This is a genomic window from Agromyces albus (assembly GCF_004134825.1).
GTDB classification, from domain to species: Bacteria; Actinomycetota; Actinomycetes; order Actinomycetales; family Microbacteriaceae; genus Agromyces; species Agromyces albus.
Genome location: NZ_SDPN01000007.1, coordinates 38,509 through 64,218, shown reverse-complemented (window position 1 = coordinate 64,218; position 25,710 = coordinate 38,509). Strand labels below are relative to the sequence as shown.

Genomic DNA, 25,710 nt, shown 5'->3' with positions numbered 1-25,710 from the left:
CCCCCGACGCTCCGGCGCCCGCCGGCCCGCGTCCGCCCGTCCTGCCCCGAAGGCGCCGGTGACCGACGGACCCGTCATCGAGCTCGAGATCGAGCGGGTCGCACATGGCGGGGTGTTCGTGGCGCACCACGAGGGCCGCGTGGTGTTCGTCGCCGATGCGATCCCCGGCGAGCGGGTCGTGGCCCGCATCGTCGACCAGGGGCGCGACCGGTTCTGGCGCGCCGAGACGGTCGAGGTGCTGACGGCATCGGACGATCGGCGCGAGCACGTGTGGCCCGAGGCATCCGTCGACCGCGCTCCCGAGAAGCGCGCCGGCGGCGCCGAGTTCGGGCACATTCGGATGCCGCGGCAGCGCGCGCTCAAGGCCGATGTGCTGCGCGACGCCCTCGCCCGCATGGGCGGCGTCGAGCACGCGGTCGAGGTCGAGCCGGTCGACCCGGCGCTCGCGCCCGACGTCTCGATCGACGAGGGCACGGGATGGCGCACTCGCGTGCGACTGCACGTGACCCCAGACGGCACTGTCGGCCCCTACGCGGCACGCAGCCACACCGTGGTGCCCGTGGCGTCATTGCCGCTCGCCGTGCCCGCACTCGCCGCCCTCGCGCCGCTCGGCGAGAGGTTCCCGGGCGTGCGGGCGATCGACCTCATCGCGCCGAGCGTGGGCGATCCGTCCCTCGTGGCTGTCGGCGACGAGCGGATGCCGCGCGGCGACCGCCCGACCATCGAGGAACGTGTCGGCGACCGAGCCTTCCGCCTCGACCGCGACGGCTTCTGGCAGGTGCACACGGGCGCCGCGGCGACCCTCTCCCGCGCGGTGCAGGAGCTCATCGACGGCGACCTGTTCGACCCCCGCGCGGCCAACCACGACCTGTACGGCGGCGTGGGACTGCTGGCCGCAGCGGTCGGCGATCGGTTCGGCGAGACCGTGCGCATCACGACGGTCGAGTCCGATGCGCGTGCCACCGAGCATGCCGGCGCGAACCTCGCCGACTGGGTCGGCGCCCGTGCAATCACGGCTCGGGTCGACCGCTACCTCGACGAGCTCGACGAGAAGGCGTCCGCCGCGGAACGCGCGCGGCTGCGCGACGCGACGATCGTGCTCGACCCGCCGCGATCGGGAGCGGGGCGAGCGGTCGTCGACCGGCTCGCCGCGCTGCGGCCGCGTCAGCTCGTCTACGTCGCGTGCGACCCCGTCGCGCTCGCGCGTGATGTCGGGCTGCTCCGTGAACGGGGCTACGAGCTCCAGGCCCTCCGCGCCTTCGACCTGTTCCCGAATACGCACCACGTCGAGGCAGTCGCGCGACTGGGCGCTATCGTGTGACACATGGACAAGGGGGCCGCGTGACGGGCGGAGTGGGGCGAGCGCCGGGGGAAACGGCTACGGTCGCGATCGTCGACGATCATGAGGCGGTGCGGCTCGGCCTGCGTGCAGCCTGCCAGGCCGCGGGCTACGACGTCGTGGCCGACACGGCGAACGTGCCCGAACTGCTCGAGGCCCTCGACGGCAGTGCTTGCGATGTCGTCGTGCTCGACCTGTCGCTCGGCGACGGTTCGTCGGTCACCGAGAACGTTCGCGCGGTGCTCGCCACCGGCAGCGGCGTGCTCGTGCACAGCATCGCCGACCGGGTCGCCGCCGTGCGGGAGTCGCTCGCGGCCGGTGCAGCCGGGGTCATCCCCAAGGCGTCGCCGATGTCGTCGGTCATCGCCTCGATCGCCGTCGTCGCCCGCGGCGAGGTGCTGAACAACGTCGAGTGGGCGAGTGCCATCGAGGCCGACCGTGACTTCGCGAAGGCGCAGCTCGGCCGCCGCGAACGCGACGTACTGCATCTCTACGCCTCCGGGCTCCCACTGAAGCTCGTCGCCATGCAACTCGGCATCGCGCACTCCACGGCGCGCGAGTACCTCGATCGGATCCGAGCGAAGTACGTCGAGGTCGGGCGGCCGGCGCCGACGAAGGTCGACCTCCTTCGCCGCGCCGTCGAAGACGGCATCCTCCCCGGTCTCGACATCGACGGCGGGGATGCCCGCCGCTGAATGGCGCGTGACGCGCATCGCGCCGCGCCGCAGAGCCGCCGTCACGAGGGCGCAGGTCGAGACGATCTCGTCGCGTGCCCTCGGCCTGTTCGGCCTCGTATTCGGAGCGCAGACGCTGCCGAGCGCGATCGCGCAGTCGTCGGTGCTCGTCGAGGGCGCAGGACCCGCCCTCATGGCCGTGCTGTACGGCGCCATCGTGGCCCTCGCCGTGGCGACAGTCACGAAGGTCGCGGTGCGCACCGCGTGCCTGGCATTCGCCGGCCTCTACGTGGTGGCGCTCCTCGCGTGGCCGTTCCTCGTCGCGAAGCCTGCGCTCATCGCGGAAAGTGCGCCCTGGCTCTACTACGTGTGCACCGTGGCCACGACCGCGGCCGTCGTTGCCCTCCCCGCGGTGTGGGCCGCCGCGTACACGATTGTCGTGCCGGCGATCTACGGCGGCATCCGGCTCCTGCCGGCGGGCGGCGAGGTTGACGTGCTGCTCGCAGTGCTCGACGCGATGTACGCCGTGATCCTCGGCGTCGTGGTGCTCATCATCGTCACGATGCTCCGCCAGGCTGCCGAGGCCGTCGACTCGGCGCAGGAGGCGGCGCTGCAGCGCTACGACTTCGCGGCCCGCCAGCACGCCACGGAGAGCGAGCGGGTGAAGATCGACGCGCTCGTGCATGACAGCGTGCTCACGACGCTCCTCTCCGCGGCGGCGGCCGAGTCGAGCCAGGAGCAGGCCCTCGCCGCGCGAATGGCCCGCGACGCCGTCCAGCGCCTCGACGAGGCGGCCGCGACCGGACCACGGGTGCTCGACCGGATCGGACTGCCGGTCCTGGTCCGGCGCCTTCGCGCAGCGCTCACGACGTTCTCGACGCCGTTCACCGTGCGGGTCGTGAACGCGGGCGGTGTCGAGCTGCCGGTCGAAGTCGTCGAGGCGCTCTACACCGCCTCGGTGCAGGCCATGGTCAACAGCCTCCAGCACGCCGACGAGGCGGGCCGCTCGACTCGTCGGGAGGTCCGCATCCGCGGCGTGCGGGCGGGGGGATGCGTCATCGAGATCTCCGACAACGGAAGGGGCTTCGATCCCGCCCACGTGCCCGGCGAGCGGCTCGGACTTCGCGTCTCCATCGAGGAGCGCATGTCGAACGCAGGCGGCTCGGCCGAGATCGTCTCCCGCGTCGGGCACGGCACGACGGTGACCCTCGCCTGGCCCGCGGGTGTCGAGGGGGACCGGGCATGATCTCCGTTCCGCGCTGGCTCCTCCTCGTGCTGGGGGCGATGTTCTCGATCTACCACGTGGTCCTCGGCGTGTACTCGCTCGACATCCCGACGTCGCCGTGGCCGACGGTGGCGGCCCTCCTGCTCTACTCGGTCGCGACCGTGCTGAGCCTCTGGCCCGCCCAGCGCTTGCGGATGCCCGACTGGCTCGCCGCCTTCGACCTCGCCATCTGCATCGTGCTTCCGCTCCTCGTGACGAGCCAACTCGATCCTGGCGGCGAGAACGGCTACGCGACGTGGTACGTCGCCGCCGTGGGCACGCTCATGACCATCGCCGCTGCCAGGCGACAGCTCATCACCGCGTGGATCGGGGTGGTCATCCTCGCCGTGCAGAGCGTCGTGTGGGCGGGGCCGCTCTCGCTCGGCGGTCTGGGCGTCATCGGCAGCATCGTCTGGGTGGCGACCGCGCACATGCTGACGACGGCGCTCACGAACGCCGCGCGGGAGACCCGGCGGTACGCGCAGGCCGAGCGCGAGGCTGCGGCGTGGCAGGCCGCCCAAGACGCCCACCTCTTCGAGGGCCGGATGCGCCTCGCGCAGACGAACCGGATCGCCGCGCCGATGCTGCGCCGCATCGCCGATCGCAACGGTGCGCTCACCGAGGCGCAGCGTCGCGAGTGCCGCATGCTCGAGGCGGCGATCCGCGATGAGATCCGCGGACGGATGCTGCTCACCGACGGCGTCCGCGTCGAGGTGCAACGCGCCCGCGAGCGCGGCATCACCGTGAACCTCCTCGACGAGGGCGGAATCGACGATCTCGACGAAGCGGCGCGCGACCGGGTGCTCTCGCGACTCGCCGAGGCCGTCGCCGGCTCGAACGCCGATCGCATCATCGCCCGTACCGCTGCAGAGGGCTCGCCCGTCGCGGTCACTGTCGTGGGCCTGCGCGATTCGGGATCCGAGTCATCCGGAGTCGACACCGACGACCTCGAGGTCGAGCTCTGGCTGGAGATTCCGCGCGCACTGTGACCGCGCGAGGAGGAACCTCTGGCACGCCGGTCGACGCCGGAAAAGAGAGTGGGGGGCCGATCTGAGATCGGCCCCCCATCAAGCCCGAGACACGGCGACAACCCGAATATCGCCCTGACTCGCCCCCAACGGTCATCGGTTACCCGACCGATGTCCGTGGCGACTCCTGAGGAGCCTGCGATACCTATCGTGGTGCACGGCCGAGCGTCTGCAAAGTCGTCATTTCGGGGGACAGGTGGTGTCCCCCTCGTGCGACGGGGGGCACCATCGCCCGCCGATCCGCGGGAGCGCACCCGCGGGCCACGGCAGATCGGGGGACACGACGTGCGTCATCGCCCCGCGCGCTGCCAGCGACCGTGGCCGGTCTGGAACGGAGCCCGCAGCGCGCCGCCGCTGCGAACCCAGTGGTCGCGAACGGGCTCGGGCACGGATGCCTCGGCCTCGCCTTCGTCGATCGCCGCGAGCAGCACCGCAGTGACCGCAGCGGCCTCCTCGGCGCTCACGTCGGGCGTCACGAAGCGGATGTCGGCCGCCGATTCGGCGTCGGAGTGTGCAGTGTTGTCGGCCATGGTGCCCCCTAGAGCGGGATGTTCCCGTGCTTCTTCGGCGGCAGGCTCGCCCGCTTGGTGCGGAGCGCGCGGAGCGCCTTGACCACCGAGACACGCGTGGCGGCCGGCTCGATGATGCCGTCGAGCTCGCCACGCTCGGCGGCGAGGAACGGGCTGGCCACGTTGTAGGTGTACTCGTTGGCGAGCTTCGTGCGCACGGCCGCGACATCCTCACCGGCGATCTCGGCAGCCTTGATCTCGGCGCGGTAGAGGATGTTGACCGCTCCCTGCCCGCCCATCACGGCGATCTCGGCGGTCGGCCACGCGAGGTTGATGTCGGCGCCGAGCTGCTTGGAGCCCATGACGATGTAGGCGCCGCCGTAGGCCTTGCGCGTGATGATCGTGACGAGCGGCACGGTGGCCTCGGCGTAGGCGTAGAGCAGCTTCGCACCGCGGCGGATGACGCCGGTCCACTCCTGCTCGGTGCCGGGCAGGTAGCCGGGCACGTCGACGAGCGTGAGGATGGGGATCGAGAACGCGTCGCAGAACCGCACGAAGCGTGATGCCTTCTCGCCGGCCGCGATGTTCAGGGTGCCCGCCATCTGGCTCGGCTGGTTCGCGATGATGCCGACCGAGCGCCCTTCGACGCGCGCGAAGCCGACGACGATGTTCGGCGCGAACAGCGGCTGCACCTCGAGGAAGTCGCCGTGGTCGACGATGCCCTCGATGACCGAGTGCATGTCGTAGGGCTGGTTGGGGGAGTCGGGGATGACGGTGTTCAGCCGGCGGTCCTCGTCGGTGATCTCGAGCTCGGGCTCGGCGTCGTACACCGGGGCGTCCGACATGTTGTTGTCGGGCAGGAACGAGATGAGCGTACGGGCGTAGTCGAGCGCATCGGACTCGTCGCTCGCGAGGTAGTGCGCGACGCCCGAGACGGTGTTGTGGGTGAGCGCGCCGCCGAGCTCCTCCATGCCGACGTCCTCGCCGGTCACGGTCTTGATGACGTCGGGACCGGTGACGAACATCTGGCTCGTCTTGTCGACCATGATCACGAAGTCGGTGAGCGCGGGCGAGTAGACGGCGCCGCCGGCGGCCGGGCCGCACACGATCGAGATCTGCGGGATGACCCCGGATGCCGCCGTGTTGCGACGGAAGATCTCGCCGTACTTGCCGAGCGCGACGACGCCCTCCTGGATGCGGGCGCCGCCCGAGTCGAGGATGCCGATGATCGGCACGCCGGTCTTCAGGGCGAGCTCCATGACCTTGATGATCTTCTCGCCGGCGACCTCGCCGAGCGAGCCGCCGAAGATCGTGAAGTCCTGCGAGTAGACGGCGACCTGTCGGCCGTGGATCGTACCCGTTCCCGTGACGACCGCGTCGCCGTAGGGGCGCTTCACGTCCATGCCGAACGCGTGCGTGCGGTGACGCACGAACTCGTCGAGCTCGACGAACGAGCCCGGGTCGAGCAGTTCGGCGATGCGCTCGCGCGCCGTCATCTTGCCCTTGGCGTGCTGCTTCTCGATGGCCGCCTCGCCGCTCGCCGTCACGGCTTCGTGGTAGCGGAGTTTGAGGTCGGCGAGCTTGCCCGCAGTCGTGGAGAGGTCGGGGCCGTCAGTCGCTTCGGTCACGCCGTTCACTCTACCGGCGCCCATCCGGCCGCATTACTTGAGGGAATCCTACAAATCTCCTCACGGCGCTCGTGGCTATCGCCATGCCCGGCATCCGTTCGGACACTAGCCTGAACTCGACACGAGCAACCGGAGGTGCCGATGGATTGGGAGCGGAGCCGAAAGGCGGTGCCGCGCTTCGAGTTCCTCGCCGAGGCCGGCTCGACGAACGACGAGATGCGCACCGCGGCGATCGGACCGGATGCCGCGGCCTGGCCGACGGGCGCCGTCATCGTCACCGACAACCAGACCCGCGGCCGCGGTCGCCTCGGCCGCACCTGGCTCGCCCCCACGGGAAAGACGCTCGCGATCTCGGTGCTGCTGCGGCCCGAGCTCCCGGGCGGCGCACCGTTCCCGGCCGACGGCTACGGCTGGATCCCGCTCATCGCGGGAGCGGCGATGACCGAGGCCGTGCAACGGGCCGTCGAGGCCGGGCGATCGATGGCCGCCGCCGGCGACGAGGCCGGAGCCGGGGCATCCGCTCCGCCGGCGGGCGCCGATGAATCGCTCGAGGCCGACGGCACCGGCGGCGTCGTGGTCGAGCTCAAGTGGCCGAACGACGTGCTCATCTCGGGCTTCAAGGTGTGCGGCATCCTCTCCGAGCTGCTTCCCGAGTCCGGCGCGGTCGTGGTGGGCGCCGGCCTCAACCTCACGCTCGACGAGCACGACCTGCCCACTCTCACGTCCACGTCGCTCCTGCTCGTCACGGGCACGCAGCCCGACGCCGACGCCGTGCTCGCCGACTACCTCAGCGGATTCCTCTCGCTGTTCCGGGCCTTCGCCGAGCACGGGGCGGATGCCGCGGCGAGCGGAATCGCCGATCGGGTCAGCTCGCTCTGCGGCACGATCGGCTCCGAGGTGCGAGTGGAGCTGCCGGGCGGCCGCGAGCTCCTCGGCGTCGCCGAGCGGATCGACCGCGACGGCCGCCTCGTGGTGCGAGACCGTGAGAATGGCGAGCCGCAGTCTGTCGCCGCCGGCGACGTGACGCACCTGCGGTATTAATGGGCATATGAGCCCCGCCGCGAGCCACGAGCCGGCCGCGCCGCCTGCACTGCCGGTCGAGCGCGTCGTCGCACGGCTCCGACGGCACGGGCGCATCCTCGTGCTGCCGACGGTGCTCTTCATCGCCGTGACGGGGGTTGCGACCTACGCCGCGGCAACCCTGCGCGAACCCTGGCAGCAGCTCGCCATCGCGGGAATCGCGACGCTCGCGGTGCTCGTCTTCTCGTTCCTGCCGTTCCTCGCCTGGCTCACCCGGCGCACCACCGTCACGACGCGGCGCATCATCCTTCGCAGCGGTGTCTTCGTGCGCGTACGGCAGGAGCTGCTGCACAGCCGCGGCTACGACGTGAGCGTGCGCCGCACCTGGGCGCAGAGCGCCTTCGGCTCGGGCGATGTGCGGATCAACACCGGGCACGATCGCCCGGTCGTGCTGAAAGACGTGCCGCGGCCACAGGTCGTGCAGGCCGCGCTCCAGGAGCTCATGGAGGACGCGCACACGATCATCGGCGATCGGCGTCGCGCCGACCAGTCGACCATCGACGGCGACACCGTCGTGTGGGGCGGGCGCTGAGCTCGAATCGCCGATGTGCCCCACGAGGCCTCCGGAGGACGTAACGTAGATAAGTGGTCTCGTGCGCCCCCCGAGCGCGAGCCGCGCGATGAAGGGTTCCACTTGGCCGACGAATGCATCCATGGTTTCGACGACGGCCTGTGCGCCATCTGCTTCCCACCGCCGGAGTTCGAGCCGGCTCCGAAGGCCGCGCCGCTGCCGCGGAGCGGGCGCGCCACGGGAACCAGGCCGCGCCGTCCACCGGCCCGCGTGCCCGGTGCCTCGCGGCCCACGCTCCTCGCCGATGCCCCGCAGATCGACGCGAAGGCGCTGCGCATCTATCACGTCACGCACTTCGACAACCTCGCCCCGATCCTCCACGCGGGGGCCCTGCTCGCGGATGCCGCCGGCGCGAAGCCGGTCGTCGACGTCTCGGCCCCAGATGCCCGTGAGTTCCGCCGTACGGCGACGATCGACGGCACCGACGCGGTCGTGGCCGACTACGTGCCGTTCCTCCTGACGACCGACGCCCACGTCTGGAACGCCGTGCGCACCGCGACGCCCGACCCGCGACTCGCCGAGGAGACGACGAAGCGCGCTCCTGCCGACTTCGTGATCCTCGTGAGCTCCGTCGCCGGAGCGCTCGGCGACGACGCCGAACTGCCTGGCGCGATCGTCGTGACCGACGCGGATGCCGCGGCCGGCGGCGCGCTCGAGGCATCCGCCTGGCCCGAGATTCAGCGGGCCCTGCAGCGCCTGCACCGCGACGACGAGGGCGCGCGCCTGCACACGGCCGAGTTGCTCGTTCGCGAGTGCCTGCCGCTCGACAACGTCGCACTCATCGCCGTGGCGAACGACCCCGTGCGCGACCGCGTGCGATCCGCGCTCGCGGCGGCGGGCCTGCGCACTCGCGTCGCGGTGTACCCGCCGTGGTTCCAGCCGACCCCCGACGACGCCGAGTAGCAGCTCGCCGCGCTAGGGGCGTTCCCGGGGGGTGGTGGGCGCATCGGGGGTGCTCGTCGCCGGCTCCTCGAAGAGGGTGCGCTGAGCCTCTTCGACGCGGTCGAGGTTCGAGAGCCCGTCGGCGCGGTGGTGACCGTAGACCCAGAAGCGGTACAGCAGGAACCGGAACGCCGTGCCGAGCGCGAGCCCGACGACGTTCGTCGCGATGTTGTCGGCGACGAGGCTCGTGAAGCCGAGCATGTGGTGGCTCACCCAGAGGCAGATGAGGGCGATCGCCATGCCGCCCAGCGAGACGACGAGGTACTCGGCGAACTCGCGCACGTAGTTGCGGCGGCGGTGCCTGCGAAAGGTCCAGTAGCGGTTGCCGAGCCAGTTGAAGATGATCGCGACGCTCGTCGAGATCGTCTTCGCGCCGATCGCCGACTGCGCCCAGTGGTCGTCGCCGAAGACGCCGAGCCGCAGGAGGTTGAAGAGCGTCACGTCGATGACGAGGCCGATGAGGCCGACGACACCGAACTTCACGGCGTAGGCGAGGAGCCCGTGCCAGAGCCGCTCGGCGACGCTCACGACCTGGTTGGACACCGCCACATCCTATGCCGCGAGGCTCCGCCTAGACTGGACGAGGCGCCCGTAGGGGCCCCACGAGGGCGGCGAATGGAGTGCACGGAGTGCGAGTCGGAGTGATCGGCGGCGGCCAGCTGGCGAGGATGATGATCCCCGCGGCGATCGAACTGGGCGTCGAGCTGCGTGTGCTCGCCGAGGCCGAGGGCATGTCGGCGGCGATCGCAGCCGAGCGGGTCGGCGACTACACCGATGCCGAGACCGTGCTCGCCTTCGCGCGCGAGGTCGACGTCGTCACCTTCGACCACGAGCACGTGCCGCAGGATGTGCTGCACGCCCTCGTCGACGCGGGCGTGCCGGTGCATCCGGGTCCTGATGCCCTGCGTTACGCACAGGACAAGCTGCTCATGCGCGAAGGGCTGTCGAGGCTCGGCCTGCCCGTGCCCGAGTGGGCCCGCGTCGAGACGCCGGCCGAACTCGACGCGTTCATCGCCGACCACGGCGGTGCCGCCGTCGTGAAGACCCCGAGAGGCGGCTACGACGGCAAGGGCGTGCGCGTCGTGCACACTGCCGCAGAGGTGGCCGAGTGGTTCGCGACGATCGCCGAAGACGGCCGTGCCGGTGCGCTCCTCGTCGAGGAGCTCGTCGAGTTCCGCCGTGAGCTCGCCCAGCTCGTCGCGCGCCGCCCGAGCGGCGAGATCGCCGCGTGGCCGCTCGTCGAGACGGTGCAGGTCGGCGGCGTCTGCAGCGAGGTCATCGCTCCGGCTCCGCGCTCGGCCGGAAAGCTCGCGGATGTCGCGGCCGACGTCGCGATCGCGATCGCCGAGGGGCTCGGCGTCACGGGCGTGCTCGCCGTCGAGCTCTTCGAGACGACCGACGATCGCGTGCTCGTCAACGAGCTGGCGATGCGGCCGCACAACAGCGGGCACTGGTCGATGGACGGCTCCACCACGAGCCAGTTCGAGCAACACCTGCGAGCGGTGCTCGACCTGCCGCTCGGCGGCACCGGCTGCCACGAGGAATGGGCCGTGATGGTCAACGTGCTCGGCGGACCGGTCGAGGGCACGCTCGCCGATCGCTACGCCGAGGCGTTCGCGGGCCACCCCACCGTCAAGATCCACAACTACGGCAAGGCGCCGCGACCCGGCCGCAAGGTCGGCCACGTGACGGCGATCGGATCCGACCTCGACGACGCTGTCTACGAGGCCCGCGCGGCGGCCGCCGTGTTCCAGGACTGATCGCACTGCGCGCCCTGCGGCCTTCTCACAGTCCGCGGCTTTAGGATCGTCGAGTGACTGCAGGCAACACCACCCCGCTCGTCGGCGTCGTGATGGGATCCGACTCCGACTGGAACGTGATGCGCGAGGCATCCGAGCTCCTCGACGAATTCGGCGTCGCCCACGAGGTCGAGGTCGTCTCCGCGCACCGCACTCCCGAGAAGATGATCGCCTACGGCAAGCAGGCCGCCGAGCGCGGCCTCAAGGTGATCATCGCGGGCGCCGGGGGAGCCGCCCACCTGCCCGGCATGCTCGCGTCGGTCACGACGCTCCCCGTCGTGGGCGTGCCGGTGCCGCTCGGCCGGCTCGACGGGCTCGACTCCCTGCTCTCCATCGTGCAGATGCCCGCCGGGGTTCCCGTCGCGACCGTCTCGATCGGCGGCGCGAAGAACGCGGGCCTGCTCGCCGTGAAGATCCTCGCGACGTCGGATGCCGCGCTCAGCACTGCGCTCGCCGACTACGCCACCGCCCTCGCCACCCTCGTCGAGGAGAAGAACGAACGGCTCAAGTCCACCCGATGAGTCTCGCAGCAAGCCCGATTCGCTTCCCCGACCTCGCGTCGCGCACGGTCATGACCCGGCGCGCGTGGTGGCTCGTCGTGCTCAACTTCCTCATCCCGGGCTCGTCGCAGGTGCTCGCAGGCGACCGCAAGCTCGGCCGGTTCGGGCTCGGCGCCACCATCACGCTCTGGCTGATCGCAATCGCGGCACTCGTGGTGTGGTTCCTCTGGCCGGCGGTGCTCTACACCGTGTTCTCGACGACCATCACGTTGTGGGTGGTCGCGCTCGTGCTGGCGTTCTACGCGGTGCTGTGGGTCATCCTGACCCTCGACACGCTGCGCCTCGTGCGCCTCGTGAAGACCGCGCCCTCCGCTCGTGCCTGGCTCGCCGGATTCACGACGCTCGTCATGATCGGCCTCTCCGGCACGGCAGCGTACGGCGCCTACGTCGCCACCACCGCGAGCGGGTTCCTGTCCTCGGTCTTCGTGGCCGGCCCGACCGAGCCGCCGATCGACGGCAAGTACAACTTCCTCCTCCTCGGCGGTGATGCAGGTCCCGATCGCGACGGCTTGCGGCCCGACAGCATCACGGTCGTGAGCGTCGATGCCGAGACGGGGCAGGCGGTCACGATCGGCCTGCCGCGCAACATGGAGGACGTGCCCTTCAACGAGGACTCGCCGCTCGCCGCCGTGTACCCCGAGGGCTACGGCTCGATCGACGGCTGCGAGGTCGACGTCTGCATGCTGAACTCGATCTACACCGAGGTCGAGCTCATGAGCCCCGAGATGTACCCGAACGCCGTCAACGAAGGCAGCGAGCCCGGCATCGAGGCGATGCGCGACGCCGCCGAGGCGATCACCGGCCTCCAGATCCAGTACTACGTGCTCATCGACATGCAGGGCTTCCTCGAGCTCATCGACGCACTCGGCGGGGTCACCGTGACGGTGCCCGAGGATGTGCCGATCCACGCCGACGAGACGTTCACGACCGTCGCCGAGTGGATCCCGGCCGGCGAGCAGCACCTCGACGGCTACCACGCGCTCTGGTACGCGCGCTCGCGCCACGGCACGAGCGACTACGACCGGATGGCGCGGCAGCGCCAGATCCAGGAGGCGGTGCTCGAGCAGTTCAACCCCGCGAACGTACTCTCGAAGTTCCAGGAGATCGCCGCTGCCGGGTCGCAGGTCGTCAAGACCGACATCCCGCAATCGATGCTCGGCTACTTCGTCGACCTCGCGTCGAAGACGAAGGCGCTGCCGATCACCGACGTCGAGCTCGTGCCCGACAACGGGATCGACCCGGAGGATCCCGACTACGACTACGCCCGCCAGCTCGTGCAGCAGGCGGTCTTCCCGCCGACGGAGGAACCGGCCGAGGGGTAGTCGACGCTCTCGCACCGGTCGGAAGTCGCCCGCGCGGCGCCTGCCGGTCGGCGTGCGCTGCCGGTTCAGAGGTCGGCGTGCAACTGCCAGACGCGTTCGGCGGAGTCCCGCCAGCTGAAGGCGCGGCTGCGATCGCTGCCCGTGAGCGCCATCCGGTCGGCGAACGATCGGTCGCCGATGACCGAGGTGATCGCGGCGGCGAGCCGGTCGATGTAGCCGTCGCCGACCCCCACCGGCACGGCGAGGCCGGCGCCGGCGGAGACCTCGAGGAACGCCGGGGCATCCGAGTGGATGACCGGAACGCCGAGGCTGAACGCCTCGATGAGCGAGGTGCCGGAGCCCGCGTCGTGGCTCGGGTCGACGAACGCGAGCGACCGGCCGATCACGACGGCGAGGTCGGCCGGATCGAGTTCGTCGAGGTGGTGGATGCGGGCGGGATCGACGCCGTACTCCTCGGCGACGGTCGCCAGGTGCTGGTCGCCCCAGCTCTCGGGGCCGATGACCACCACCGGCACTTCCGGCACGCCGGAGCGCCCGAGCGCGGCGAGCACGTCGACGACGCCCTTGCGGGGCTCGAGGGTACCCGGCACGGCGAGGTACTCGCGCGGCAGCCCGAGGCGTGCCGCTCGCTCGTCGGCGTCGGGTCCGATCGTGAGGCCCGAGCGCGGCGCCGTGCCGATGACCCGCACACGATCTCCGAAGTCGGCGATCATGCCGAGTCGCTCGGCGAGGGCGTGTGTCGGCACGACGATCGCGTCGGCATGCTTGTGCGCGCGCTTCAGCGTGCCCTTCTGCCAGGCGACCGATGCCGCGCTCAGCGCTTCGGGGTTCGTCCAGGCGAGCACGTCGTGCACGGTGACGACCACTTGGTTGCCGTCGGTGCGATCGTGCTTGCGCAGGGGGGCGAAGAGGCTCATGCCATGGATCATGCCGCCGCCGGGCGACGTCGTGATCCCGAGCTGCCACGCCGCGGCGAGCTCACGTCGCGCGAGGGTCGTCTTGTAGAGGCCGGCGAGGCCGGGTACCTCGCGCAGCACGCGGTCGTAGTCGTCGGGCAGCGATGACGAGACGATCCCCTCGACGGCGCAGTTCCGGGGTGATGCCTCGACGAGCGCGCGGCCCAGGTCGAGCGTGTACCGCCCGAGGGCGCCGGGGACCGGGGCGACGATCTGGTCGAGGATGACGCGGAGGGTGGTGGTCACATTGCTTCCTTTCCCGCGCACCTGCGGCGCATCCCCGGTGAACACGATAACCCCCGTCGCTCGATCACCCGCTCAGGTGACCAAGCGCCTCAGCCACGGAGGGATCATGCCGCGGCGACGGATGAGCCCGTGCAACGTGCCCGTCGTGATCGCGAGGACCTGTGCGATCCGCTGCGGCCCGCTCACCATCGAGACGATCATGCCGCCCATCTCACGTTTCAGCACCGTCAGCACCCACCTCGGCCGCTTTCGGACATTGCGCAGCATGAGGTCGATGTTGTTCCGCGCGATGTAGTAGCGACGGAAGGGCGAGTGGTACTGGTAGGTCGCGATGCGGCCGTTCGCATGCCGCACTGCCACGCCGAACGGGCGGAGCTCGGCTCGCCGTCCGATCGAATGGCCGATGTTCGTGCCCTTCGCGACGGCGATACGGAATCCGCGGTCGCGCACGCGCAGGCAGTACTCGGTGTCGACGGTGTCGATCACGAGCCCCTCATCGAACAGCCCGGCCGTCTCGAGGCACTCGCGGCTGATGACGAACCCCGTCTGGATCGCCTCCGGCACGAGCCCCAGACCCTCTGGCGAACTCCAGGTCGGCAGGGCCGGCGCACCGTTCACCGCATCGACGCAGACGATGCCGAGGCGGGTGACGGGATTCGCGGCGTCGAACACCGCGAGTGCCGCTTCGACGTATCCCTCGGGGAGGTTCGTGTCCTGGTCGACCGTGAGGACGTAGTCCGCATCGTTGTCGAGTGCCCAACGGACGCCAGCGTTCAGAGCCGCGGCGATGCCGGAATTGGCGGTGAGGCGGATGACGCGAGTGACCTCCGCTTCCACCGCGTCGAGGATCGACGTCGCCGCGGCGCCGCTGCCGTCATCGACGACGACGACCGCCGCGACCTGCCGGGCGATCTGCCGGAGGTGCCCGACGGCTTCATCATCGGGTCGATAGGTGGGCACGACGGCGATCACACGTGGCACTGGGGGTCCTTCCGCGAGGCCGCTGTGCGGCCTCCTGCGCACATTAGAGTAGTTCACTGTTGCCGAACGAGAGGACGTACGCCGTGGAAACTGCAGACGGCCCAGCATGGTCATCGCGGCGCGAGTACGTCCTGTCGCCCGAGGAGCGCGCGAGTGAGGAAGCGTTCCGCCGTGACGATGCACGCATGGGCGCTGAGGCGGCCGAGCGGTTCGGTCGTTCGACGGCCCGAGCCGTGCCATCTCGGGCGCGATCGCTCGCGCGCGCCGCGTCGCATCGCCTCATCGCCTCCAGGCCCGGACGATTCCTGCGGCGCCTGGAGCGTCGCGGCGGCCGCGAAGCCATTCGTCTGCGGTCTCGCCTCGAGCATGTCGTTCTCGGTCGACCGGGCTCGAACCGGCGCCTCTACGAGGTCGTCCCCGAGCCGGCAGATGCCAGCTCCGGCAACGCACTGCTCGCCCGCGCGACGACCCCGTATCTCGTCTTCCTCCGCTTCGGTGGAGTGCTCTCCACGGCGGGGGCCGCCGCACTCGACGACGCCCTCGATGGTGAGACGTCGGTCCAGCTGATATACGGAGACAGTCGGGCCCCCTCCGGCCTGCGCGTCAAGGCCCCGGCGTTCTCTCCCTTCCGGCTGCGTTCCGAGGACTACCTCGGTCCGGTCGTCGCAGTGTCGGTGCGCGCGCTCAGGGAACGGGGAGGCTTCTCGGCGAGTGCAGACGGAGCTCAGATCCTGGACTTCGCGCTCCGCACTCCCGAGCGAGAGGCCCGCCGCCTGCGGACCGTGCTCGGCTGGGGACCTGCCGTCGACACGCGGGAGGGCGAGCCCGCCGAACGGGCGGTCGCGGTCGTGCGCCGGGCGCTCGCCGACGACGGGGTGGCGGCTCGCGTGGAGGCGACGCGGTTCGGCCGCCGTCGGGTCTCGTACGAGCGGCTGCATCCGTCGACGATCTCGGTCGTCATCCCGACGCGTGGCGGCTCAGGATCCATCGCCGGATCCGACCGGACCTTCGTGGTCGACGCGGTCCGCGGACTGCTGGAACGGGGCACGACCCACGATCTCGAGATCGTCGTCGTCGCCGACGATGCGACGCCCCAACGCGTGGTCGACGAACTGGACGCGGTCGCCGGAGACCGGCTGAAGCTCGTCCGCTGGAGCAGCGCATTCGACTTCAGCGCCAAGATGAACCGGGGAGCTGCGGCAGCGAGCGGCGAGTACCTGCTGTTGCTGAACGACGACATCGAGCTCATCGAGCCCGCTTCGATCGAGCGGATGCTGTCGATCGTGCAACAGCCGGGTGTGGGACTCGTCGGCGCGCTCCTCTATTTCGAAGACGGCTCCATCCAGCATCTCGGTCACCTGTACCACGGCGGTGGCGCCGGCCACGTCGGATTCGGAATCACGCCGGGTGCGCGCGCCCCCATCGAGACCCTCGCTATCACACGCGAAGTCTCAGGTGTGACTGCGGCGTGCGCGATCATCTCCCGTGAGCTCTTCCGGGAGGTCGGCGGCTTCTCGCTCGCGTTCCCCGGCAACTACAACGACGTCGACCTGAGCATGAAGGTGCGGATGCGCGGATACACGATCCTGTGCGCGGGCGACACGGCCTTCTACCACTTCGAATCCAAGACCCGCGATGCTCGAGTGCTCGAAAGCGAACTCGACGACCTGCAAGCGCGATGGGGCACGCGCATCGAGCGCGATCGGTACTCGCGAGAGCAGGAGCACAGCCGCTGATCGAGCGGAGGCCGCGACGGATGCCACGTCGCGGCGTGGGTCACGCGGCGGTGAGCGCTCGGTGCCGGACCGCGTCGGCGAGAGCCTCGCGCCACGGTCGCATCTCGGACAGGCCTGCCGCCGCCCAGGCATCGTGGCCGAGCACCGAGTACGACGGGCGCGGCGCCGGACGGACGAACGCGGAGCTGTCGGTCGGAGTGATCCGCTCGGGGTCGAGACCCGACTCGTCGAGCACGGCCCGTGCGAACTCGAACCAGGTCGCGGCCCCGGAGTTCGTGCCGTGGTAGATGCCGGCAGGGGCGCCGGCATCGAGCAGCGCGACGATCTGCGCGGCGAGATCGGCCGTCCACGTCGGCTGCCCGAGCTGGTCGTCGACCACTGACCACGTGTCGCGGGACGCTGCGATGGCGAGCATGGTCTTCGCGAAGTTCGGTCCGTGTGCGCCGTACAGCCACGCGGTGCGGACGACATATGCGCCATCGGGGTTGCGTGCGAGCACCAGCTCCTCGCCGGCGGCCTTTGTGCGGCCATAAGCCGAGATCGGCGCGCGAGGCGTGACCTCGGCGTAGGGAGCGGTGGCATGCCCGTCGAACACGTAGTCCGTCGAGACCTGCACGATCTTGGCGCCGACGGCGGCCGCCGCCTCGGCGAGGTTGCCGGCGCCGGTGGCGTTCACGGCGTAGGCGTCGGCCTCGTGGGCCTCGGCGTCGTCGACCTTGGTATAGGCGGCGCAGTTGATGACGACATCGTGGCCACGAACCGCGGCCAGAACCGCCGCGGCATCCGTCACGTCGAGATCGGCACGGCCGAGAGCCGTGACCTCCCGACCCTCGAGCGTCGACTGGAGATCGCGCCCGAGCATGCCGCTCGCGCCGGTGATGAGATATCGCACCTCGCCGCTACCCCTGACCCTGCGCGGTGTACCGGGCCTCGGTGACATCCTTCTGCGGCGCCCACCATGCCTCGTTGTCGCGGTACCAGGCGATCGTGTCGGCGAGGCCGGCCTCGAAGTCGGAGAATCTCGGCTCCCAGCCGAGTTCAGTGCGCAGACGCGTCGAGTCGATCGCGTAGCGGAGGTCGTGCCCGGGGCGGTCGACGACGTGGTCGTACGCATCGGCAGGCTGCCCGAGCTGCGTGAGGATCAGCTCGACGACCTCCTTGTTGTTCTTCTCGCCGTCGGCACCGATGAGATAGGTCTCGCCGATCTCACCCTTGTCGAGGATCGTGAGCACGGCCGAGGAGTGGTCGTTCGCATGGATCCAGTCGCGCACGTTCTCGCCCTTGCCGTAGAGCTTGGGGCGTTCGCCGCGGAGCACGTTCGTGATCTGCCGGGGGATGAACTTCTCGACGTGCTGGTAGGGGCCGTAGTTGTTCGAGCAGTTCGAGATCGTCGCCTTGACACCGAAGGACCGTACCCACGCACGCACGAGCAGGTCGCTGCCGGCCTTCGTCGACGAGTAGGGACTCGAGGGGTTGTAGGGCGTCTGCTCGGTGAACTTCTCCGGGTCGTCGAGCTCGAGGTCGCCATAGACCTCGTCGGTCGAGATGTGATGGAAGCGGATGTCGTGCTTGCGTGCCGCCTCGAGCAGCGTGTAGGTGCCGATGATGTTGGTGTCGAGGAACGGGCGGGGGTTCTCGAGCGAGTTGTCGTTGTGGCTCTCGGCCGCGTAGTGCACGACCGCATCGTGCTCGCCGAAGAGCTCGTCGACGAGCGCCGCATCGCAGATGTCACCCTGCACGAAGCGGAAGCGGTCGGCGGGCAGGCCCTCGAGCGAGGCCAGATTGCCGGCGTAGGTGAGCTTGTCGAGCACGGTCACCGAGTGATCGGTGTTCGCGATCACGTAGTGGACGAAGTTCGAGCCGATGAAGCCGGCACCGCCGGTCACGAGGAGTCTTGACACCCGGATATCCTACCCACCGGTTCTGTCGGAAACTGTGCACTCGGCGCATGCCGCCGTCGCGTTGGTACACTGCTCTCCGTGCAAATCCGCGAACTGAAGATCCCCGACAGCTACGAGATCACCCCGAGGCAGTTCGGCGACGACCGCGGTGTCTTCCTCGAGTGGTATCGATTCGATCACCTGGAGGAGCGGCTCGGCCACCGGCTCTCAATCGCTCAGGCGAACACGTCGGTCTCCAAGCGCGGCGTTGTCCGGGGCATCCATTTCGCCGACGTCCCGCCCAGTCAGGCGAAGTACGTCACCGCGACGCGCGGTGCAGTCCTCGACTTCGTGATCGATATCCGGGTCGGTTCGCCGACGTTCGGGCAATGGGATTCCGTGCTGCTCGATGACGTCGACCGCCGGGCCATCTACATCGCCGAAGGCTTGGGCCACTGTTTCGTGGCGCTCACCGACGACGCCACGGTGTCCTACCTGGTGAGCGCACCGTTCCAAGCCGAGCGGGAGCACGGCATCAACCCGCTCGATCCCGACGTGGCGCTCGAATTCCCCGACAGCGCCGGCGAGTTGCTCCTCTCGCCCAAGGACACTGACGCGCCGAGCCTCGCCGATGCAGCGGCGTCCGGTCTTCTCCCAACCTGGGACGCCGCTCGTGCGTTCTACGACTCACTCGCGACAGAGGGGCGATAGACGATGCGCGGAATCATTCTCGCCGGCGGATCCGGCACGCGGTTGTGGCCCATCACGAAGGGCATCTCGAAGCAGCTCATGCCCATCTACGACAAGCCGATGGTGTACTACCCGCTGTCGACGCTGATGATGGCCGGCATCAACGAGATCCTCATCATCACCACTCCTGAATACAACGCCCAGTTCCGCGCGCTCTTCGGCGACGGCTCCGAGCTCGGTATCGCGATCGAATACGCCGTGCAGCCAGCTCCGGAAGGGCTCGCCCAAGCGTTCATCATCGGCGAGCAGTTCATCGGCGATGAGAGCGTTGCGCTCGTGCTCGGCGACAACATCTTCCATGGGGCCGGACTCGGTTCGTCGCTTCGGGAGAATTCCGAAGTCGATGGCGCGCGGATCTTCGCCTACCACGTCAGCAACCCCACGGCATACGGCGTCGTCGAGTTCGACGATGAACGCCGGGCGATCTCGATCGAGGAGAAGCCCACGAAGCCGAAGAGCAATTACGCAGTGCCCGGGCTCTACTTCTACGACAACGGCGTGGTCGAGATCGCGAAGTCGATCAAGCCCAGCGCACGCGGCGAACTCGAGATCAGCACCGTCAACGAGCGCTACCTCGAGCAGGGGCGACTGCACGTCCAGGTACTCGACCGGGGCACCGCCTGGCTCGACACAGGTACGTTCGAATCGATGATGCAGGCGTCCGAGTACGTTCGGGTCATCGAGGACCGGCAGGGCTTCAAGGTCGGATGCATCGAGGAGATCGCCTGGCGTGCCGGTTGGATCGACGACGCACAACTCGCGGCACTCGCCGCTCCACTCCGCAAGAGCGGGTACGGCAGCTATCTCGACAGCCTCCTGAACGTCGAAGACGGGAAGTAGTCGGCGTTGGTTGAGTTCACGGGTCCGGGTCGGCGGGCGATCATCGTCGGCCACGGAACCGCCGGCAGGGCACTCGCTGACGACATCCGCCGCCACGGCGGAGAGGTCGTCGGATTCCTCGACGACGTGTCAACGGGTCGGGAAGTGCTCGGCACATTGGCCGAGGTCAATCGCGTCTTGGCCGACCACGACGTGAGGGTGATCCTGTTCGCAATCCCCTCGATCGACGCCGCGGACTTGCGCTCGTTCGTCAACTCCATCACTGCCGACGACGTCGAGATCGATATCGTGCCACGGACGTACGGCACGCTCGCTCGAGAGACCGTCCGCATCGAAGATCTCACCGACGTCGACGTGCTCGACCTAGTCGGGCGCCGACCGGTCAAGCACGACCTGATGACCTCGCGGGCATTCGTCGAGGGCAAGGTCGTGCTCGTCACAGGCGCTGCCGGGTCGATCGGCTCACAACTTGTGCGGCAGCTCGCCGCTCTCGGCGCCGGTCTCGTGGTCGCCGTCGATCGATGGGAGAACGGCCTGTTCTTCCTCGGTCGTGAGCTCGAATCCCGAACGAATGTCAGGTTCGCAATTGCGGATGTGAAGAGCCGCGAACGCCTGGAAGCGATTTTCACCCAGTATCGCCCGAACGTCGTCTTCCATGCCGCGGCGTACAAGCACGTTCCTCTGATGCAGTCCAATCCGCTCGAAGCCATCAACAACAACGTCTGGGGAACGCTGAACACGATGCAGACCTCGATCGAATTCGGAGTCGAGAACGTCGTCTACGTCTCCACGGACAAGGCCGTCAACCCCGTCAACGTGATGGGCGCAACCAAGAGACTCGGCGAGATGCTCATGAGCGCCCTCGCCTCGCAGGGCGGAGGCACGCAGTTCAATGCTGTCCGCTTCGGCAATGTGATCGAGAGCAACGGCTCCGTCATGCAGATCTTCCGCCGGCAGTTCGCCGAGCGCCAGCCCTTGACGGTCACGCATCCGGATGTCACGCGATTCTTCATGACCATCGACGAAGCCGCCCAGCTCATCATCCAGTCCGCCGTGGTCGGGGCGAACGGCGACACCGTCGTGCTGGACATGGGTGAGCCGGTGCTCGTCATGGACCTGGCGAGGAGCCTGGTGAAGATCGTCGATCCGACACTCACGATCGATGTGATCGGACTTCGTCCGGGCGAGAAGATGTACGAGGAGCTCAGCTACGAGCCGACTCGTGTATCGCCGACCGCGAACCCGAAGATCTTCGCCACCAACGACCACACCGAAGATGCCGACGGCTCGCGATTCGACGAGATCCGCCTCCTCGTCGACGACAGCCTCGCCTACAGGATGAGCGATGCCGACGCGATCGAACGTTTGCGATCGTTCGGCTTCGGCATCCAGTAGGGCAGCCGAGCGTGACGCGATGAAGATACTCCTGACCGGGGCATCCGGTCCCCTGGGGCGGGCGGTCTCCGCTGCCCTCAGTGGTGAACACGAAATCGTGCGAATCATCGGCCCGTCGCGCACCTCGCGCGATTCGTCGGAGTATCCCGTCGACATATCCGATACGGCTGCGCTCGCTCGCATCGTCGAGAGCGAGAGACCCGAGGCGGTGGTGCACCTCGCCGCGATCACCGGAGCGGCGGCCGCGTCCGACCCCGGCATGACTCATCGCGTCAATGTGGAGGCCACCCACGCCCTGGCCCTGCGCGCGGCACGGGCGGGCGTTCGCCGGCTGGTGTTCGCCTCGTCGGCGGCGGTCTACGGTGACGGATACGATCGGCCGGTGTCAGAGGAGGACCAACCAGCGCCGCAGTCCTTGTATGCGCGCACGAAGCTCGAGGCCGAGGCAGCTCTCGACGCGGTCGCGGCATCCGATGGCCTCTCGTCGATCGCCCTGCGGATCTTCAACGTTTACGGCCCCGGCTTCGGTTCGTCGCTCATCCAGCGGGTCCGGTACCGGTCGTCCGATGAGCGACTTGTGCTCGCGGGCCTTGACGATTTCGTCCGAGACTACGTTCACGTCGCCGACGTAGCGACAGCTATCGAGTCCGCCCTGGTGCTGGATTCCCCCGCATCAGGAGTGGTCAATATCGGCACCGGCGTGCCCACCACCAACCGCAGGATCGTCGAGCTCTTCGGGCTTCGGCCCGGCGAGGACTTCGAGGTGCTTCGTAGAGCAGCCAGCTATAGCGTGGCTGAGATCAGCCGAGCGCGCCGCACGCTGGGATTCTCCCCCCGACCGCTGACCGTCCGTGATCAGTACTGACGGCATCCGGCCGAATCGGCGTGGTCGGCATCCACGTCGTAGTCTGTTCGTCGTGCATCTGAAACACCTCCTCATCGACCGAGCTGCCCGGTTCATCCGCAGCCGGTTGGCATCCGGTCGATTCAGGAGTCGCACGCCAATACTTCGCGTCGGCGTGACCGGCACCGCCCTTCCCGTGCTCATGTGCCTTTGGAATCGGCCCACGCGGTTGATCCCCATGCTGGAGATGCTGGACGCCCAAACGACCGACGCGGCTGTCGAGGTCTACCTCTGGAACAACAACAAGGCCGATCACGCCGAGTACCTCTCTCAGCTCGAGTCCTACGAGCCGGGCGGGCGCATCCGCTCCGTGTCGATCGTGAAGACACCGTTCAACTTGGGATCGATCGCGCGGTTCTACTGGGCTCGGCAACTCGTCGCCCGAGGTGTCACAGGGCCGGTTGTCGTCGTCGACGACGACGAGGACATCCCCGCCGACTTCCTCGAGGTCTGCCTGCGCGAATATCGCCCGCGCACGGCTGCCGCGTTCTGGGCGTGGATGGTCGGCGAATCGTACTGGCATCGCACGTTCGCAGAGCCAGGCGAGGCCGTCAATCACGTGGGCCCGGGCGGGATGGTGTGCGATATCGAGATATTCGGCGACGAGTCGTTCTTTCGTGACCTGCCCCTCGAGTACTGGTTCCTCGACGACCTCTGGTTCACGCATTTCGCACGCGAGCACGGCTACGAACTTCGCCGGCTTCCCGTGCACCTCGAGTTCGTGCTCGACGAGACCAATTCGTACCGGTCATTCATCGACAAGAAGGTCGAGTTCCTCCAATACCTACGCGCTCTCGAGGCGGCGGACGAGCCTCGCTGAGGACTTCTCCGACTCCCGAGTGAGCATGCGAACAGACCACCCGACGACATGATCCGGGAGCTTTGACCCCCTTTCGGGGCAAAGTCTCTCCGCTCGTCATGTCCGGCCTTCCGGACCAGTAGTCTCGCCGGAGGAACTGCAGAGGGAGAGGTCTTTGAAGCGATCGATCATGGCGATGACCGGGGTTGTCAGCACGAGCTTGGCGCTGATCATTACGAGTTGGACAGGCGCACCGGCATTCGCCGTGAACGCGACGCCGCATGAACCAGATACGCCCGCGGTCGAGCAGAAGATGGGCTCCTACAGTGCATCGGAGTTCACGGCCGACGCGCAGGAACTGCCGGATGGGCTCGTCGATGCGGTCGAGAACGACCTCGGACTGACGTCCGCCGAGTATCTCGCGCAGGCGGCGGCGGCGGCGGACGGCGCAGCGGTCGTGGCTGACCTGAAGGCGAACGGAGTCGACGTCGTCGACTCGCGCATCGATGGCACGGTCCTAGCCGTGCAGGTTCGCACAGCGGCTGATGCCGCGATCGCCGAACAGCGCGGCGCACGCGCGACCATCGGTGACGAGCCTGAGGGTCGCGGCGACTTCCCGAGCATGCGCGCCCTTGCGGATCTGCTGGGCGGAACCGGTTGGGGGTATTCGTACGCCGGATTCGACTACGGCTGCTCCATCGGATTGAACGGGTACAACGCCACCACCGGCGCCCCCGAGTTCGTGACCGCCGGCCACTGCATCCGCGGGGTCGAGCCCGGACCCGTGAGCCCGATGACCATCTCCCAGACCGCACCGGGCGGCGGCACGTTCGGCACGGCGATCGGCTCTGTGCTCGACTCGACGTTCCGGTTCGGCGACGAGTACGACTCCGGGCTGGTGGCCGTCACATCGGCGGCCCTGGTGCCGAAGCCCGCCGCCTCGTGGTGGGGTGGGGGACAGGGTTCCCCCGGCACCGGCCGCATGTCGGTCTCGGGTGTAACGTCGGGGATCGTGGGGGCGGTGCTCTGCAAATCAGGTATCACCAGCGGCTGGACGTGCGGCCACATCCTGGATGTAGACGCGCTGATCAACGTCGACGGCCACGCTGTCAATGCCATCATCTCCGATGCATGCGCGCTTCCCGGAGACAGCGGGGGCCCGGGTCTGACCGGCAACTTCGCCTTGGGTATCCTCTCCGCTGGTACCTTCGACACCTGCGCACAGGACGGCCTGGCGGCGTTCTTCCCCATGACGGCGCCGGGCCCGTACGGCAGCATCTCCAGTCAGCACACGAACTGGGAGCCGGCACTCGCACTGAACGCGCCGGTCCTGGCCGGACCCCTCAACCGCACAGGTTTCGTGGGCGACTCGTTGACGGGAACGGTGCCGAGCGCAGTGCTCGGCACCTACGTGCGGGTGCACGTCGACGGTGAGGCGACGCCGAGGACGGCGAATGTCAATCCGACGACGAAGTCGTGGACCGTGCCACTCACCGGCGTGGCAGCAGGGCCCCACACCTGGACGGCAGTGACGGCGCATGGCTCGTGGAGCCGGTCGACCGTCGTGTCCGGGAATGTCACGCTCGTACCGCGCCCGACGGTGGAACGGATCTCCGGCGCAGACCGCTACGAGGCCGCGGTCGGCATTTCCAAGGCCGGCTTCCCCGACACCGCTCCCGTCGTCTACCTGGTGAGCGGTGAGAAGTTCCCCGACGCACTGAGCGCTGCACCCGCTGCCGCAATGGAGGGTGGACCGCTGCTGCTCACTACGAGCGGAGGGCTTCCGACCGCCGTCCGCGACGAGATCGATCGCCTCGACCCCTCCCGAATCGTGGTCGTGGGCGGCGTGAACTCCGTCTCCGAGGACGTGCTATCGACGCTTCGCACCCTCACGCCGACCCCGACCGTTGAACGGTACGCCGGTGCCGACCGGTACGCGGCCTCGCGCAATCTCGTCGACGCCATCTTCGACGAGGGGGTTGAGGTGCTCTACATCTCAACCGGTGCGAACTTCCCAGACGCGCTCTCGGCGAGTGCGGCCGCCGGGTCGAAGTCTTCGCCCGTTCTTCTGGTGCCGGGATTCGCGTCGACGCTCGATTCTGCGACCTTGGCGCTCGTGGACGATCTGGCCCCCGATGCAATCCGCATCGCGGGGGGAGTGAATTCAGTGTCACCCGGCATCCAGTCGGCACTCGCCGGCCGCGCGCCTTCGGTGACACGGCTCGGCGGTGCGGATCGATTCGTGGCGTCACAGACGATCAATCAGGATGCGTTCTCAACCAGCGCGTCGGTCTACGTGGCGAACGGATTCAACTTCCCCGACGCACTTGCCGGAGCGGCACTGGCGGCACGCAATTCCAGCCCGTTGTACGTCACCCCGACGACGTGCCTTGCCCAAGGGCTTCCGGCAGAGACCGGGCGACTCGGTTCGACGAAGCTCATCCTCCTCGGAGGGCCGAACTCGCTCACACCCGCCGTCGAGCAGCTCACGGGCTGCTGAACCGACG

At 68.8% G+C, this 25,710-nt stretch carries 24 protein-coding genes; 17 read left to right on the top strand and 7 right to left on the bottom strand.

The genetic code is table 11. From position 1 onward, the window contains the following. The first annotated feature begins 58 nt into the window (after window positions 1-58). From ESP51_RS05605 to ESP51_RS05590, 4 genes are read left to right on the top strand one after another with little or no spacing between them, the layout of a single operon-like run. Complete coding sequence (locus ESP51_RS05605; protein WP_241842996.1) at window positions 59-1,321, top strand: class I SAM-dependent RNA methyltransferase; 1,263 nt, start codon at window positions 59-61, stop codon at window positions 1,319-1,321. A 20-nt stretch (window positions 1,322-1,341) separates the two neighbouring features. Continuing rightward, window positions 1,342-2,034, top strand: a complete 693-nt coding sequence (locus tag ESP51_RS05600; protein WP_129519911.1) for a response regulator transcription factor — start codon at window positions 1,342-1,344, stop codon at window positions 2,032-2,034. Continuing rightward, window positions 2,021-3,259, top strand: coding sequence for a sensor histidine kinase (locus ESP51_RS05595; RefSeq protein ID WP_129519910.1), 1,239 nt, complete (start codon window positions 2,021-2,023; stop codon window positions 3,257-3,259). The genes ESP51_RS05600 and ESP51_RS05595 overlap by 14 nt, the downstream gene beginning before the upstream one ends. After that, window positions 3,256-4,266, top strand: coding sequence for a hypothetical protein (locus ESP51_RS05590; RefSeq protein WP_129519909.1), 1,011 nt, complete (start codon window positions 3,256-3,258; stop codon window positions 4,264-4,266). The genes ESP51_RS05595 and ESP51_RS05590 overlap by 4 nt, the downstream gene beginning before the upstream one ends. A 329-nt stretch (window positions 4,267-4,595) precedes the next feature. Here ESP51_RS05590 and ESP51_RS05585 read toward each other — a convergent pair whose 3' ends face one another. Both ESP51_RS05585 and ESP51_RS05580 read right to left on the bottom strand, forming a co-directional pair. Next, a complete protein-coding gene (locus ESP51_RS05585; RefSeq protein ID WP_129519908.1) occupies window positions 4,596-4,835 on the bottom strand; it encodes an acyl-CoA carboxylase epsilon subunit in 240 nt (79 codons plus the stop codon). Between the two features lie 8 nt (window positions 4,836-4,843). Further along, window positions 4,844-6,442: an acyl-CoA carboxylase subunit beta gene (locus tag ESP51_RS05580; RefSeq protein WP_422386830.1), complete on the bottom strand. Its 1,599-nt coding sequence runs from the start codon at window positions 6,440-6,442 to the stop codon at window positions 4,844-4,846. A 141-nt stretch (window positions 6,443-6,583) separates the two neighbouring features. Between ESP51_RS05580 and ESP51_RS05575 the strand changes: the two genes are divergently transcribed. The 3 genes from ESP51_RS05575 (at window position 6,584) to ESP51_RS05565 (ending at window position 8,996) form a co-directional block, all read left to right on the top strand. Further along, window positions 6,584-7,483 (top strand): biotin--[acetyl-CoA-carboxylase] ligase, encoded by a 900-nt coding sequence (locus tag ESP51_RS05575; RefSeq protein WP_129519906.1) that lies wholly within the window; start codon window positions 6,584-6,586, stop codon window positions 7,481-7,483. A gap of 7 nt (window positions 7,484-7,490) precedes the next feature. Continuing rightward, window positions 7,491-8,054 carry a PH domain-containing protein gene (locus ESP51_RS05570; protein ID WP_129519905.1) on the top strand — a complete coding sequence of 188 codons (564 nt, stop codon included), beginning with the start codon at window positions 7,491-7,493 and terminating at the stop codon, window positions 8,052-8,054. 102 nt (window positions 8,055-8,156) lie between these two features. Continuing rightward, window positions 8,157-8,996, top strand: coding sequence for a DarT ssDNA thymidine ADP-ribosyltransferase family protein (locus ESP51_RS05565; protein WP_164990427.1), 840 nt, complete (start codon window positions 8,157-8,159; stop codon window positions 8,994-8,996). A 12-nt stretch (window positions 8,997-9,008) separates the two neighbouring features. Here the strand turns inward: ESP51_RS05565 and ESP51_RS05560 are convergent, their stop codons facing one another. Beyond that, window positions 9,009-9,578, bottom strand: coding sequence for a GtrA family protein (locus ESP51_RS05560; protein ID WP_241842995.1), 570 nt, complete (start codon window positions 9,576-9,578; stop codon window positions 9,009-9,011). A gap of 86 nt (window positions 9,579-9,664) precedes the next feature. On the opposite strand from ESP51_RS05560, the gene ESP51_RS05555 reads away from it, so the two are divergent. The 3 genes from ESP51_RS05555 (at window position 9,665) to ESP51_RS05545 (ending at window position 12,716) form a co-directional block, all read left to right on the top strand. Beyond that, on the top strand, window positions 9,665-10,795 hold the full coding sequence (locus ESP51_RS05555) for a 5-(carboxyamino)imidazole ribonucleotide synthase (RefSeq protein ID WP_277871064.1): 1,131 nt from the start codon (window positions 9,665-9,667) through the stop codon (window positions 10,793-10,795). 92 nt (window positions 10,796-10,887) lie between these two features. Beyond that, window positions 10,888-11,355 (top strand): 5-(carboxyamino)imidazole ribonucleotide mutase, encoded by a 468-nt coding sequence (gene purE, locus ESP51_RS05550; protein WP_129519980.1) that lies wholly within the window; start codon window positions 10,888-10,890, stop codon window positions 11,353-11,355. Further along, a complete protein-coding gene (locus ESP51_RS05545) occupies window positions 11,352-12,716 on the top strand; it encodes an LCP family protein (RefSeq protein ID WP_129519903.1) in 1,365 nt (454 codons plus the stop codon). Before purE ends, ESP51_RS05545 begins: the two co-directional genes overlap by 4 nt. A 65-nt stretch (window positions 12,717-12,781) precedes the next feature. Here ESP51_RS05545 and ESP51_RS05540 read toward each other — a convergent pair whose 3' ends face one another. Together ESP51_RS05540 and ESP51_RS05535 are read right to left on the bottom strand one after the other, a co-directional pair. Further along, window positions 12,782-13,918, bottom strand: a complete 1,137-nt coding sequence (locus ESP51_RS05540; RefSeq protein WP_129519902.1) for a glycosyltransferase — start codon at window positions 13,916-13,918, stop codon at window positions 12,782-12,784. A gap of 72 nt (window positions 13,919-13,990) precedes the next feature. Further along, window positions 13,991-14,899: a glycosyltransferase gene (locus tag ESP51_RS05535; RefSeq protein ID WP_164990426.1), complete on the bottom strand. Its 909-nt coding sequence runs from the start codon at window positions 14,897-14,899 to the stop codon at window positions 13,991-13,993. A gap of 83 nt (window positions 14,900-14,982) precedes the next feature. On the opposite strand from ESP51_RS05535, the gene ESP51_RS05530 reads away from it, so the two are divergent. Further along, window positions 14,983-16,635 carry a glycosyltransferase family 2 protein gene (locus ESP51_RS05530; protein ID WP_164990425.1) on the top strand — a complete coding sequence of 551 codons (1,653 nt, stop codon included), beginning with the start codon at window positions 14,983-14,985 and terminating at the stop codon, window positions 16,633-16,635. 40 nt (window positions 16,636-16,675) lie between these two features. Here the strand turns inward: ESP51_RS05530 and rfbD are convergent, their stop codons facing one another. Next, on the bottom strand, window positions 16,676-17,575 hold the full coding sequence (rfbD, locus tag ESP51_RS05525) for a dTDP-4-dehydrorhamnose reductase (RefSeq protein ID WP_129519899.1): 900 nt from the start codon (window positions 17,573-17,575) through the stop codon (window positions 16,676-16,678). Next, entirely contained in the window at window positions 17,535-18,536 is a 1,002-nt protein-coding gene (gene rfbB / locus ESP51_RS05520) for a dTDP-glucose 4,6-dehydratase (RefSeq protein ID WP_129519898.1), read from the bottom strand. Before rfbB ends, rfbD begins: the two co-directional genes overlap by 41 nt. Before the next feature lie 78 nt (window positions 18,537-18,614). Between rfbB and ESP51_RS05515 the strand changes: the two genes are divergently transcribed. The 6 genes from ESP51_RS05515 (at window position 18,615) to ESP51_RS05490 (ending at window position 25,703) form a co-directional block, all read left to right on the top strand. Beyond that, window positions 18,615-19,226 (top strand): dTDP-4-dehydrorhamnose 3,5-epimerase family protein, encoded by a 612-nt coding sequence (locus ESP51_RS05515; protein ID WP_129519897.1) that lies wholly within the window; start codon window positions 18,615-18,617, stop codon window positions 19,224-19,226. A 3-nt stretch (window positions 19,227-19,229) separates the two neighbouring features. Further along, entirely contained in the window at window positions 19,230-20,105 is an 876-nt protein-coding gene (gene rfbA / locus ESP51_RS05510) for a glucose-1-phosphate thymidylyltransferase RfbA (RefSeq protein ID WP_129519896.1), read from the top strand. A gap of 6 nt (window positions 20,106-20,111) precedes the next feature. Further along, the gene (locus ESP51_RS05505; protein WP_129519895.1) at window positions 20,112-21,500 is read left to right on the top strand and encodes an SDR family NAD(P)-dependent oxidoreductase; all 1,389 of its coding nucleotides are present in this window, start codon (window positions 20,112-20,114) and stop codon (window positions 21,498-21,500) included. Then, entirely contained in the window at window positions 21,451-22,365 is a 915-nt protein-coding gene (locus ESP51_RS05500) for an NAD-dependent epimerase/dehydratase family protein (RefSeq protein ID WP_129519894.1), read from the top strand. The genes ESP51_RS05505 and ESP51_RS05500 overlap by 50 nt, the downstream gene beginning before the upstream one ends. A 52-nt stretch (window positions 22,366-22,417) precedes the next feature. After that, entirely contained in the window at window positions 22,418-23,224 is an 807-nt protein-coding gene (locus ESP51_RS05495; protein ID WP_129519893.1) for a hypothetical protein, read from the top strand. Between the two features lie 292 nt (window positions 23,225-23,516). Further along, entirely contained in the window at window positions 23,517-25,703 is a 2,187-nt protein-coding gene (locus ESP51_RS05490; RefSeq protein ID WP_164990424.1) for a cell wall-binding repeat-containing protein, read from the top strand. Window positions 25,704-25,710 lie beyond the last annotated feature (7 nt).

Coding starts and splice junctions, on each gene's coding strand:
- ESP51_RS05545 (WP_129519903.1), top strand. CDS start 11,352: ATGAGTCTCGCAGCAAGCCCGATTCGCTTCCCCGACCTCGCGTCGCGC.
- ESP51_RS05590 (WP_129519909.1), top strand. CDS start 3,256: ATGATCTCCGTTCCGCGCTGGCTCCTCCTCGTGCTGGGGGCGATGTTC.
- ESP51_RS05585 (WP_129519908.1), bottom strand. CDS start 4,835: ATGGCCGACAACACTGCACACTCCGACGCCGAATCGGCGGCCGACATC.
- ESP51_RS05575 (WP_129519906.1), top strand. CDS start 6,584: ATGGATTGGGAGCGGAGCCGAAAGGCGGTGCCGCGCTTCGAGTTCCTC.
- purE (WP_129519980.1), top strand. CDS start 10,888: ATGGGATCCGACTCCGACTGGAACGTGATGCGCGAGGCATCCGAGCTC.
- ESP51_RS05500 (WP_129519894.1), top strand. CDS start 21,451: ATGCCGACGCGATCGAACGTTTGCGATCGTTCGGCTTCGGCATCCAGT.
- rfbA (WP_129519896.1), top strand. CDS start 19,230: ATGCGCGGAATCATTCTCGCCGGCGGATCCGGCACGCGGTTGTGGCCC.
- ESP51_RS05595 (WP_129519910.1), top strand. CDS start 2,021: ATGCCCGCCGCTGAATGGCGCGTGACGCGCATCGCGCCGCGCCGCAGA.
- ESP51_RS05570 (WP_129519905.1), top strand. CDS start 7,491: ATGAGCCCCGCCGCGAGCCACGAGCCGGCCGCGCCGCCTGCACTGCCG.
- rfbD (WP_129519899.1), bottom strand. CDS start 17,575: ATGTCACCGAGGCCCGGTACACCGCGCAGGGTCAGGGGTAGCGGCGAG.
- ESP51_RS05490 (WP_164990424.1), top strand. CDS start 23,517: ATGGGCTCCTACAGTGCATCGGAGTTCACGGCCGACGCGCAGGAACTG.